Origin of the sequence: Providencia sp. PROV122, from assembly GCF_028482365.1 — a bacterium.
Classification (GTDB): domain Bacteria; phylum Pseudomonadota; class Gammaproteobacteria; order Enterobacterales; family Enterobacteriaceae; genus Providencia; species Providencia stuartii.
In genome coordinates this window covers 46,935-59,771 of record NZ_JAMPQI010000015.1, presented here as the reverse complement: position 1 = coordinate 59,771, position 12,837 = coordinate 46,935, and the positions used below count along the sequence as shown (strand labels likewise).

Sequence of the window (12,837 nt, the reverse complement as noted above, 5' to 3'; positions counted from 1 at the left end):
TAGTGAGGGCTACATGAAAGGTTTTGGATGGGTATTGCTTGTTATAGGTATTTTGGCTGCATTTGCCGCTTTTAACATGGATGTCAGCGTGGCAACTAGCTATGGAAATCGCGTTAACAATATCGGGCTAATGGCGCAAAGACAAAATTTTGTATTGATAAGCTGCTTTATCATGCTTTGCGGTTTGCTAATGGTAATCTTCGGGGGCAGAAAGTCTAGTAATTCTAATTCTGTAAAATGCCCATACTGTGCTGAATTTATTAGCAATGAAGCCATCAAGTGTAAACATTGCGGAAGTGACTTGTTGGAATATAAAGCCAATAAAGCTGTTAGAGATGCAAATGCAAAAAATAAATTTAGTGCTATTAACTACGATCAAAGAGAATTATTTGTAATATGTAATGGTAAGGCATCAATATGTGATGATAAATTACTTAAACTTATTAATAGGATTAAGGATGAGAATCCTGAAGTAACAGGAGATGCCTTATTAAAAATGCAGAAATTCAACATATCAACTATCGAATCGTTTTTACCGAAAGAAATTAAAAAAGAATTTAAAGATAAGGTTGAGAAGTTGATTTTAAGCTAATCATGTTTTTATTAAAAAATAGACCACCTTCGGGTGGTTTTTTTATATCTGGAGGAAACTAAATGGCAGATATAGCAACAATCTCATTAAAAGCTGATACGTCAGATCTAGAACGTGGAACTCAAAAGTTAAAGGAGTTCGGCGATACAGCAGAGAAGGCAAGCAGTGCATCTCAGGGCTTGAATGACCAATTCAACAGGGGTATCGATCATCAAAAAAAAGCAGCGGATGCGTTAAAAAGACAAAAGAAAGAACTTGATGACTTACTCAGCTCAATAAATCCAACAAACAAAGCATTTCAAAAGTTAGATGAGTGGCAGCGAAAGTTGTCTGATGCAAGCAAAAAAGGACTTTTGCCAAGGGATGTGTTTTTAGATTACAACAAGATACTTGATCAAACTAGAGATAAGCTAACAAGAGTTCAAATGTCTCTTACCGCAGAAGGGCAAGCGCTACTAGCTCAGGAAGCGGCAACAAATAAAGCCAAAAGGGCAGCAGAGCAATTCTTATCCTCTTTAAAATCGCAAGCTGAATCCATCGGTAAGACGAAGACTGAAATTCTTGAGATGAAGGCCGCGCAGCTAGGCGTCAGTGAATCAGCTAAACAATATATTGACAAAATCAAAGAAAGCAACAAGCAAACGCATGAGCTTGCAAAAACCAGTGGCGGGCTAAAAGGAACGCTAAACGACCTACTTTCCACAACCCGCTTAGGCGGCATTGCTAGAGGCGGAATAATCGGCGTTGTGAGTGCGTCGGTTGTTGGTTTAATGAAGGTTTTGTTTGATGCGGAGTCAGAGTTCACCAAGTTCAACAAGCAACTTATTTTGACGGGGAATTACGCTAATAAGTCCGCGTCACAACTAAACGAAATGGCTAGAGTTATGTCTGGCGCGGGAATTACACGCTCTGAAATGGCTAACGTTATAAGTAGCGTTGTTGGAACTGGTGTTTTTTCAAACAATGAAATAGCCCGAGTTTCAAAAGCTGCTGCTCAAATGAATTATATTACAGGGCAGGCGATAGATACCACTATTGATCAGTTTAAGCGGTTACAAGATGAGCCTCTTAAAATGTCATTGGAATTAGAAAAAGCGAATCACCACCTCACAGCAGCTCAGTTAGAGCAAATACGAACTTTGGAATTACAGGGGAATAAAACCGAAGCCGCTCGATTAGCTATTGATGCGTACGCTCAGTCAATTAATGATGGTGCTAATGATATTGTTGAAAATCTTGGGTTCTTAGAGTCCGCATGGAAGGGGGTTCAGGAGGCGGCCAAAAACGCTTGGGATGAGATGCTTAATATTGGCCGAAAAAAAGACTTAAGGCAACAAGTTAACGAATATGAGCGAATGTTAGTAGAGTTCCAAATAAATCCTGCATCAAAAGGCATTTTCTTTGCTAAGACCAATATGCTACCAGATGAGTTAAAAGCCAAGGTGGCTGAGCTCAGAAAACAATTGGCAGACGTTGAACTTAAAGAGGCGCAAGAACAAGCAGAAAAAACCTTTCAGCAACAAGAGGCTAATAAATTTAGAGTAAGGCAATACTATCATGATAAATATGCGAGTTGGGAAACAAAAAGAAATGAGGAATTAGCAAAATTAAAATCTGATAGAGCGTCTCTGACCGATGAAGAATATAAAGAATATGAAAAAACGATTAACTATCGACTCAGAGACCGAAAAATGCCCGGCTCTGGTCGGAGTAGCGCTTATAAAGTTGACGCAGGAACGCGTTTAGATGAGGAGAATCAGAAGGCTCTTACATCCCTACAAGCACAATTGAAGGTGTTAAAAGAGCATAAAACAGTTAGTGATGTTATTAGCTCTGAGCGTAAAAAACTTTGGGATACGGAAGCGAAAATATCAATCCTTGAGGAGGCTCAGAAAACAAGGCAGTTAACCAAGGACGAAAAGGCGTTGCTTGCTAAAAAGGACTACATTCTTGCTTCTCAAAAGGCTCTAGCTATAGCGGGTGATGAGGTTAAGCTTCAGGAGTTACATAATCGTGAGTTAGATAAGCAACTTAAACGTGTTGAAGAAATCAATGCCAGAAGTCGCGCCTTAGAGTTGGGAGCTGGTAAGTCTGACCGCATGTATCAACGAGACATCGCACTAGAGAAAGCTAAATCACCAGACGAGAGAAAAGCCTTAGAGGAGTATTATGCTAAGGAAGACTCCATTCGTGCTGACTGGGAGTTAGGCGTTAAGAAAGGCTTTGCTGAATTCCAAGAACAGGCCACTGATGTTTACGGCAACGTAGCTCAAATCAGCCAGTCTGCATTCCAAGGCATGAGTAACAGTCTCTCTGATTTTGTATTGACGGGCAAAGCTAATTTTGCTGATTTCACTCGCTCATTCTTAGAAATGACCACTAAGATGTTAATGCAGATGGCTATGCTAAATGCTATGAAAGCGGCATTTGGTGGTAATGCGGTAGGTAATTTCTTGGGGCTAAAAGGTCACTCGGAAGGCGGCTACACTGGGGATGGCGGTAAGTACGAACCGATGGGCATCGTTCATGGTGGAGAGTTTGTATTCACAAAAGAAGCCACGCAACGATTAGGCATTGCCAATCTTTATCGGCTAATGGATTACGGTCAAAAAGGGTACGCTTCTGGCGGCTATGTTGGGGGTTCAGCGCCAATGTCGGTTACGCAACCAACCGCATTTATCGCTCGCAACCCTCAAATTGCTGGTGGTGGAACCAACATCAACATTAATATGGGTGATATAAAGCTAGATAATGGCGGGCAAATTCAGCAATCGCAGTCAAATCAAATGAACACAAACGCAGTAAAACGCGAATTCCAGCAAATGATAGAAGTTGGGGTTAATAATTTACTTAAAAACCCAGCATCTGCATTATCAAGAACAATCAAAGGTAATTAAGAGAGGTAGTTATGAGCAATCAACATTTAGAAGCAGTGATCAGTGAATTATCAGCACGAGTAACAAGCCAAGGCATTCAGATCGCAGAGTTACAAAAACAGCTCACTGACATGCAAGCGAAAGTGAGCTGTGATGCGTTCTCTATAAAAGAAGGGGAAATATTTATAGAGAAAAAGGCTATTAGCGAACCTTTATTGAGTCAATTAACTTCATAACCGCTTTCTTTTCGTTGGCAAGAAAATCATCAGTTAGTCTCTTATCATTTGAACTATACATATTAACTATCGTTTCAACGCCTTCTCTTTTTATTAGCCCTGCTGCCACTAATGCGGAAAAGATAGATGCTAAAATTTCAATGCGTACAGCTAGAGATTTATTTGAGTTTCCAAGCGAAATAACGGTTTCGTTAAGTTTTCTTACATCAGAGGTGAGTTTATTCATCATCTGTTCGTCCATTTTAAATCCTCACACCGAAGTAAATCAGCCATTCCTTCGGCAAAATTACATAGGGCTGAACTTTTACCATAAACTAAATTTAACTATTGAAAATCCTGATATTTGATCATTAGGCGGCTTTGTGCCGTCTTTTTTCGAGGTGAACCATGATTGAAGAATTTAAGTGGCGAATGCAAACGCAAGAAACGCCAACGGGCGAATTCACTCATCGAATAAAAGAAGTCACTTTTGGTGATGGTTACAAACAAGTTGCGGGCGATGGCATCAACACGGAATCACAGTCATGGCCTTTTACCTATACAGGAATGAAAGAGGAGGTGATGCCGATATTTAAGTTTATCCGTGAGCACACCGCAAAGTCATTTATATGGACGCCACCATTTGGAGAGAAGGGGTTGTATCGCGTTAAGGCTGATTCAATCACGATGACCCCCATTGGCGGCCTTGCAGTCACTATCTCAGCAACATTCGAGCAGGCTTTTAGCGCATGAATATTACATCTGACATTCAAAAACTAGAATCGGGCAACAAGGTTCAACTTATCGAAGTTGATGGATCTGAATTTGATGGGCCGGTGCTTAGGTTTCACGCTTACAACTTGCCTCATACACCAGAAGAGATAGAGCAATCGAATGGTGACATCAAGCCAAAATCTATCTGGTGGCAAGGCAATGAGTACGGAGCATGGCCTTATGAAATTGAGGGCATGTCAAAAAATAGCGATGGCAGCCCACCAAGGCCAACATTGAGGGTTGCTAACATCGATGGGCTGATATCGTCATTGTGTTTGCAATTTGACGACATGGCCTTAGCCAAGGTCACTATTTATGAAACTTTTGCTCACTATCTTGATGCTAAAAATTTCACGGATGGCAACCCAACCGCTAACCCCGACGAGTGCTTTACCCAAGTTTATTACATTGACCGTAAGACTAGCGAGGTGGCTGGTGAAGCTGTTGAGTTCGAGCTTTCTACCCCGTTTGATTTACAGGGAATTATGATACCCGTTCGCCAGATACATAATCTGTGCTATTGGTGCATGAAAGGGGATTACCGCAGTGGTCGCGGGTGTAACTATACTGGCACAAAGTACTTCAATGAGCGGGGTGAGCCAGTTGATGATCCATCACTAGATAAATGTGGCGGGCTTATCAGTGATTGTAAAAAGCGCTTTGGTGAGAATGAACCTTTGGACTTCGGAGGTTTCCCAGCAGCGGGGTTAATACGATGATCACAAAGAAATTAACTGAACTGATATTTGAGCATGTGAAAGCTGAATATCCCAAAGAAGCTTGCGGAGTTATCTGTCAGAAAAGTCGAGTTAAAAAATACTTTCCTTGTAGCAATCTTTCAGATAACCCAACAGAGCATTTTGAGCTTTCTCCAGAAGATTACGCTCTTGCTGAGGACTGGGGTGAGCCAATAGCAATTGTGCACAGCCATTGCGGTGATGGTGTAACGACTCAACCTAGCGAAATAGATAAATTACAGTGTGATGCAACTGGATTGCCGTGGGTTATTGCATCATGGCCTGAGGGTGATATTCGAATTATTTACCCTCGAGGTGAGCGCGAATTAGAAGGCCGTCCTTTTGTGCTTGGTTATGCTGATTGCTGGTCACTCATTATGGACTACTACCGACAAAAGCACGGCATTGAGTTGCATAACTACAGCGTCGATAGGCATTGGTGGGAAGAAGGCGAAAACCTGTATATGGATAATTACCAGAAAGCAGGTTTTGTCGATGTTACTGGTGAACCTAAAGAAGGTGACATGGTGATTATGCAAGTGCAAGCCGATGTGCCTAATCACGCTGGTGTTATCTCTAATGGAATGCTGCTACATCATCTTTATGGTCAACTCAGCAGGTTAGTACCCTACAGCGATTACTGGCGCGATCGGACGGTAAAAATAGTGAGACGCAAGGAGTTGGTATGAGTTTAAAAACAATACGGCTTTACGGCGTTCTTGGCGCAAAATTTGGGCGTGAACATAAATTAGATATAGATTCCCCTCGTGAAGCCATAAAAGCATTATCAGTGCTTCATGACGGCTTTGAGCAATTCCTCGCGAATGCACACCTGAAAGGGCTAGAGTTTGCTGTATTTAAAGGTAAGCGCAATATTAGTGAAGATGAATTACATCTTGATACCACAGAAGATATCCGCATAGCACCAATCATTAAAGGAAGTAAACGAGGCGGATTTTTCCAGACTATTTTAGGTGTGGCCATGATTGGTGCGGCAGCATTTTTATCCGGCGGCTTATCTGTTGCATTTACTGCTGCTGGAACATGGGGCGGGGCATTGGCTATGGGCGGTGCTGCGATGGCGCTAGGTGGCGTAGTGCAAATGCTGTCACCTCAGCCGCGTGGCTTATCTGTGCGTCAAGACGCCGACAATAAACCGTCTTATGCCTTTGGTGGCACAGTCAACACCACTGCGCAAGGTAATCCTGTGCCGCTATTTTATGGGCTAGACCGACGCGAAATCGGCGGCGCTATTATCTCTGCAGGGATATATACCGAAGATCAGCAATAACAACAATGAATTTCAGAATAGCCACTTATGTGGCTTTTTTTATGGGTGAAATATGGAAACGATATACGGTGCAAAAGGTGGCGGCGGTGGCGGACATACGCCCGTCGAATCAAAAGACAGTTTGCTATCCGAATCTACCGCAAAAATTCTGTTAGCGATTTCAGAAGGTGAAATAGCAGGTGGGTTGGATGATACGCGGATCTTTCTTGATGATACCCCCATTGGTAATGCGGATGGCTCTAAAAACTTTGAAGGAGTGACGTGGGAGTTCCGTGCGGGTAGTGAGCATCAAGAATACATCCAAGGTATCCCCTCCGTTGATAATGAAATTGCAGTTGGGATGGAACTTAAAGATGACCAACCATATGTAAGAAGCATCAACAACACCCAGTTGTCGGCGGTTCGCGTCCGTTTTTCAGTTCCTCAATTGTTGCAACAGCACGATAATGGAGACACCACAGGCTATCGCATTGATTACGTTATAGAACTATCGACAGATGGTTCTGGCTATAAGGAAATTATCAAATCGGCATTCGATGGTAAGACAACTAGTGAATACCAACGCTCACATCGTGTTGATTTACCCAAAGCAAATACTGGTTGGCAAATTCGTGTTCGTCGCTTGACTAAGAATCAGAACAATGCACGTATCGCTGATAAAATAAGCATTGCAGCCATCACGGAAGTGATTGACGCAAAGTTACGCTACCCGAATACTGCTTTGTTATTCATTACCTTTAATGCCCGTCAATTTAATAACAGAATCCCTAAAATCAGCGTGCGACCTAAAGGTGGGATACTTGTCAAAGTTCCAACGAATTATGACCCAATTAACCGGACCTATTCTGGGGTATGGGATGGCACATTTAAGTTAGCTGCGACTAATAATCCAGCGTGGATCTATTACGATGTGGCAATTCACAATAGATATGGCTGCGGAGAGAGAATAAAACAACTTAATTTAAGCAAGTGGGATTTATATAAGATATCTCAATACTGTGATGAATTAGTACCAGATGGACGTGGGGGTGATGGCAAAGAGCCTCGTTTCATGTGTGATGTTTACTTTCAATCGCAAGAATCAGCTTATCAAGTATTGCGTGATATAGCAGCGATATTCAGAGGTATGACGTTTTGGGCAGATAACAAAGTCAATGCCGTTGCAGATATGCCTGAACCTATATTTCGCACGTTTACCAATGCAAATATTGTTGGTGGTAAACCAGCTTATTCAGGCGGCAGCATTCAAAACCGTTATACTCAAGCATTAGTTTCCTTTACCGATATTGATAACCACAGCAATGATGATGTTGAAGCCGTCGCGGACTTAAAGCTTCAGCGTCGATATGGTGTAAGAAAAACAGAGCTATCTGCAATTGGTTGTACCCGTCGCAGTGAAGCCAATCGTCGTGGTCGCTGGGCATTATTGACGAACGCGAATGACCGCATGGTCACTTTTGCGACAGGGCTTGAAGGCGCGATACCTTCTCCTGGTCATATTATCGGGTTAGCCGATTCAACATTGGCAGGTCGTAGCACTGGCGGACGTATTTCCTCTGTTGATGGTCGCAAGATTACGCTTGATAGAACGACCTCTATTAAAGTGGGTGATCGCTTAATTGTGAACTTGCCCGATGGTAAATCAGAAGGGCGCACTGTTACGTCAGTGAATCAAAAAGTTGTCACCGTTTCAGTTGAATATTCGCAAGTGCCGCAAAAAGAAGCGGTATGGGTGGTTGATTCGGATGATTTAGCTATCCAGTTGTACCGCGCTATTAACATCAGCGATAACGGTGATAATACTTACACCATCTCAGGTGCTATCCATAACCCTGACAATTATGAGCATATCGATGCTGGTGCACGTATTGACGAAAGACCCATTACCGTTATACCACCCAAAGTACAGCCAGCGCCTAAAAATGTGCGTATTTCTTCATACACACAAGTAGACCAAGGCATTGCATTTACAACTTTACGGGTTGATTGGGAAGCGGCTGAAAGTGCGATTGCGTATGAGGCGGAATGGCGTCGTGACAACGGTAACTGGATAAATGCCCCGCGTACATCAACGCTGGGTTTTGAAGTTAATGGCATTTATGCAGGCCGTTATCAAGTTCGCGTACGGGCGATTAATGCGTCTGAAATTTCCAGCGTGTGGGCTAATGCAGATGAAACTCAACTCAACGGAAAAGAAGGTAATCCACCAAAACCCTTAAATTTACGAGCCACTTCTGAGGTTTGGGGAATTACTCTCAATTGGGGCTTTGATGCGAACACGAGCGACACGCTAAAAACAGAACTGCAATATTCATCTGAAAACACAGTTGAATCTATGCAACTGCTGGCTGATGTACCTTATCCGCTAAAATCGTATCGCATGTCTGGCCTTAAAGCAGGTGCGCGCTTCTATTTCCGTGCTCGTTTAGTTGATAAAAGCGGGAATCAGTCAGAGTGGACGAGCGTTGTTTTAGGTGAATCGTCAACTGATGTTGAGGGAATTTTAGAGGCAGTTGGCGACACCTTCCTCACCACCGAAGCAGGCAAGCAGATGCAAGAGCAGATTGACTTTAGCAAAGAAGCGATTGCAGAGCTTGAGTTGGACTCGATTGATGTGAAGCAGAAAGTTGTCAGCATTGACAGAGATGTTGAAGCGGTCAACGAAGCGGTGATGATGAACACTCAGTTCACTACAGAATTACATTTCAGCTTGAAAGAAGAGGTTGCTGATAGAAAAGCTGAGATATTCCGCATTGAGCAAGTGCAAGTCACTGACAGAGAAGCTGCCGCGCGCTGGCAAGAGCAAATCACCGCAAAAGTCGATTATAACGCATCTGAAATCCTGAATATTAAGGATGCTCAGTCGAGTTATGAGAAAGCAACAGCGCAGCAAATCAGTCAAGTAAAAGCTGATGTCGATGGTGTTAAATCACGCGTCACAACAGTCGAAACAGCAACCGCCGATTTAAAGCAATCACAAGCGAAGTTTGAACAATCAACTACAGCTGAATTCGGCGAGATGCGCGGCTATATCACGCACTTTGAGACGTCATTGTCAAATGTGGAACTTGCAGTTTCAGAAGCGATTATGCAGACGACAGCTCAAGTGAATCAGCACAGCTCTGAGTTGCTACAGTCGAAAGCGGACGTCAAGCGTATTGCGAATGCAACTGCGACGAACGAAAAAGCAACAGCCGAGCTTGCAGAGAGCGTGAAAGCGCACTACGAAGATTCGCAAGCTGAATTCGTGGATGTGCGTAAATCAATCGCAGAGAAAGACAAAGCACACTCAGAACGCACAGAGCAAGTGCGCGCAGAACTCGGGAAAGACATCAACTCGAACAAAGAGGAGTTATCGAAAGTTAGTGCCGCTGTCACGACGAACACAAAAGCGATAGCGAAAACGGATGAGACTGTCACGGAGCTTCAGCAACTTCAAACATCCCAGTTTAATGACAACAGTTCATCCATTGCGAATGTGCAACACACGCAAGCGAATGCCGATAGCACCCACGCTGAAAGCACATTGCAACTTGCCGCGCAGCAAAATGAGCAAGGGTCTGAGCTTTTACGTGCTAAAGCCTCTATTCGTGAGACCAACAAAATTATTGTTGATAACGATAAAGCTTATGCGCAGAAGTTCACGCAGCTTGATTCACAATTTGAACAAGTGAATGCCCGTTTTACACGCGTTGAAAGCACCCTTGCGGATGCACAGCAATCTATCACGGAAACGAAAGAGCAGCTGTATAGCGAAATCAATTCTGTCGATAGAAAAGTGACCGCTGTTGACCAAAAAGTTGACCAAACAAAGGCTACTCTCGAAGGTGCTATTGCTGAATCCAATCATACCCTTTCGGCGAAAGTGGAAGCCGCGCAAGATACCGCCAATACGGCAAAATCAAATGCAGCGGACGCCAAGCAAGATATTGATAGATACAAAAATAGCAATGACCAGCGCATGTTGCTTGCAGAGACGCAAATTACGGCTAACAAGCAAGCGATTGCGAACGAGCAAGAAACCCGTGGCAGTCAGATTAACAAAATTAATTCTGAACTTGGTGGCTTAAATGCGGCATTTGAAGCGCAAGCCAAGACCTATGTTGACCAAAAAGGCAATGCATCTTCTATCTTTGGTATCAAGAATGCCGTTGTTGTGAATGGCCAATATTATGAAGCGCAGATGATTTTAGGTGCAGAAGTCAAAAACGGCCAAGTCGTCACGCAAATTGGTTTCAGTGCTGATACGTTTGGTATCTTTAACCCTGTAAGTGGCAAGCTAGAACCCGTGTTTTTCGTTGAAGACGGACAAGTTTTTATCAATGAAGCGTTTATTAATCAAGCGACGATTGAAAAACTGTTAGTTGGTTCGACTATCAAATCCAAAAACTGGGATCCTGCAACTAAAAAGGGTCTTATGCTGGATTTTGAAAAAGGGAAGCTGATTGCAAATGACGCTGAAATAACCGGTAAGATTTATGCAACTGATGGCGAGTTTAACGGGACGGTTTATATTGAAAAGTTAATTGGAGATGTAAGCAACACATACATTATTACCCCAGGGGCAACGGTCATTATTGAACCAGAAAAATATGACCGGATTATAATTTGCCCATCAATAAGCATTGCACGTGAATCATCAACAAGGCGACTTTACAATATGTTTGTTGCATTGCAAAAAAACGGAGTTGAATTTGTTAGGGCAAATCTTGGTGTGGATTTTAAGGTTGGCTTGACTGATTCTGAACACACTATTTTTACTGCAACCCCAGGAATATCATGCGGGAGTGTAATTATAAAAGCCAATGAAAGAGCAAGCATTAAATACGTCGCCAGCGATAATAGCAATTTAATACTCAACAAAACAACGCTCATTGTTATTAAAAAGTAAATCAACAACGAGACCGCTATTAAGCGGTTTTTTTGTATCTAAATTTCGGAGAATATTATGTATAACGCAGGAGCAGTCACAACGACAGCGAACAGCACAAAATTAATTGGCACAGGTACTAAGTGGAAAGATAACAACTCGCGAGTATCCGCAGAGCAGGTTATTTTAATTCAAAATGGCGCAACGATTTATATCAACAGCATTGCGTCTATTCAGAGCAACACAGAGATAACACTGAGTTTTCCTGTGCCTGCATCGGTGAGCAACGCACCGTATCAAATACTGACAACGATGGTGAACTCAGTTTCAGATGCAGCAAACAAGATTGTAGCAATGAACGTTGCGAATGTGCAGTTCAGCGATATCTTAAATCGATGGGCTACAGAAAGCGGTACAATTACAGTGACGTTGCCGGATGGTACGACACAGCAACTGAGAACGGCGAAAGAGATGGATAAGCAGCTAGATGGGAAGTTTGATAAAGCGGGTGGAACTATCTCTGGTGATGTGACTTTCAGTAAGAACGCAATCAAATCGACTAAAGGGACGCATGTCTTGCCTGACAAATACGGCACGCTAATGCAAGTTGGTGATTATGGGATAGGAGGCTCTATGAATGGTAGCTACCTAGGGAGTGTCGAAAATTTTGAAAAAAATAAAGTTGGTATTTTTAATGCATCACACAACGTCGAAGGAATGACAGAGCTTGGCATAACGGATTTTTACGGTTCATGTATTGTTACTAAATACAATAATTCAATAAACAATCAGGTATTATTGTTGGGGAACTTCGGCAAAGATTGGTTGCAACTTGTAAGAAAGGGCGGAAGCGATGCTAGAGTAGAACGATGTATCTTTTATAGTGATAAAAACACAACCAAAGACTCCAACGGCAACTTAAAAGCAGCATCGCCAATTGTGAAATTATTTGCTGATCACATTGAGCTTAACGAAGAGTCAGAAGGCGTTGAAATGGAGCACCTTGGTATAGGCCATTACCTCATTAAAGGTGTTGTAGGCTTTAATGCAGATGGTGCATGGGGGATCGATAACGGCTTTGTCATCCCTCAAGACCATAACGGTAAAAACATGGTGCTTATTGATTACAAGGTGAGACCAGATGGTGATATTGAAGTTTTTGTTTTCCACCAACAGAACGCAGACATGCCGGAGCGTTTTCAGAACAAGCGCATTAAGTACATAGATAAAGACGGCAACCCTGTTTACTACGAAAACTATGAGCCGTGTGACGTGCCTGAATCGCGCTGGATAGATATGCGTGTCGAAATGCCGGTGAATTCTATCTACAACCTCAAGCAAGCAGAAGCCGAGCGATTGGCGAAAGAGGAGGCGGAGAGGCAAGCGGAGGAGGAGGCTAAGAACGCCGAAATTGAAGCCGAGGAAGACATCTAATCTTCTTTGCTGTACTCATACCCCCCGCGGAAATCTCTTACTCACTGA

At 42.8% G+C, this 12,837-nt stretch carries 10 protein-coding genes; 9 read left to right on the top strand and 1 reads right to left on the bottom strand.

What is annotated here, in order from left to right; translation table 11 throughout:
• The first annotated feature begins 13 nt into the window (after positions 1-13).
• From PSE69_RS12605 to PSE69_RS12595, 3 genes are all read left to right on the top strand, one after another.
• Entirely contained in the window at positions 14-592 is a 579-nt protein-coding gene (locus PSE69_RS12605; protein WP_105874200.1) for a zinc ribbon domain-containing protein, read from the top strand.
• 62 nt (positions 593-654) lie between these two features.
• On the top strand, positions 655-3,489 hold the full coding sequence (locus tag PSE69_RS12600; protein ID WP_272675250.1) for a phage tail tape measure protein: 2,835 nt from the start codon (positions 655-657) through the stop codon (positions 3,487-3,489).
• Positions 3,490-3,500: 11 nt separating this feature from the next.
• A complete protein-coding gene (locus PSE69_RS12595; protein ID WP_072502323.1) occupies positions 3,501-3,704 on the top strand; it encodes a hypothetical protein in 204 nt (67 codons plus the stop codon).
• Here PSE69_RS12595 and PSE69_RS12590 read toward each other — a convergent pair.
• On the bottom strand, positions 3,670-3,945 hold the full coding sequence (locus PSE69_RS12590) for a hypothetical protein (RefSeq protein WP_072502322.1): 276 nt from the start codon (positions 3,943-3,945) through the stop codon (positions 3,670-3,672). The genes PSE69_RS12595 and PSE69_RS12590 overlap by 35 nt on opposite strands.
• Positions 3,946-4,091: 146 nt before the next feature.
• Here PSE69_RS12590 and PSE69_RS12585 point away from each other — a divergent pair, with 146 nt between their 5' ends.
• The 6 genes from PSE69_RS12585 to PSE69_RS12560 are packed head-to-tail and all read left to right on the top strand — an operon-like array spanning position 4,092 to position 12,789.
• Positions 4,092-4,436, top strand: coding sequence for a phage tail protein (locus tag PSE69_RS12585; RefSeq protein ID WP_196993062.1), 345 nt, complete (start codon positions 4,092-4,094; stop codon positions 4,434-4,436).
• Positions 4,433-5,176, top strand: coding sequence for a phage minor tail protein L (locus tag PSE69_RS12580; protein ID WP_196715490.1), 744 nt, complete (start codon positions 4,433-4,435; stop codon positions 5,174-5,176). Before PSE69_RS12585 ends, PSE69_RS12580 begins: the two co-directional genes overlap by 4 nt.
• Entirely contained in the window at positions 5,173-5,883 is a 711-nt protein-coding gene (locus PSE69_RS12575; RefSeq protein ID WP_272675249.1) for a C40 family peptidase, read from the top strand. The genes PSE69_RS12580 and PSE69_RS12575 overlap by 4 nt, the downstream gene beginning before the upstream one ends.
• Positions 5,880-6,485, top strand: a complete 606-nt coding sequence (locus PSE69_RS12570; RefSeq protein ID WP_196715488.1) for a tail assembly protein — start codon at positions 5,880-5,882, stop codon at positions 6,483-6,485. Before PSE69_RS12575 ends, PSE69_RS12570 begins: the two co-directional genes overlap by 4 nt.
• A 52-nt stretch (positions 6,486-6,537) precedes the next feature.
• Positions 6,538-11,376 carry a TipJ family phage tail tip protein gene (gene gpJ / locus PSE69_RS12565; protein WP_272675248.1) on the top strand — a complete coding sequence of 1,613 codons (4,839 nt, stop codon included), beginning with the start codon at positions 6,538-6,540 and terminating at the stop codon, positions 11,374-11,376.
• Positions 11,377-11,433: 57 nt separating this feature from the next.
• Complete coding sequence (locus tag PSE69_RS12560; protein WP_004915373.1) at positions 11,434-12,789, top strand: phage tail fiber protein; 1,356 nt, start codon at positions 11,434-11,436, stop codon at positions 12,787-12,789.
• Positions 12,790-12,837 lie beyond the last annotated feature (48 nt).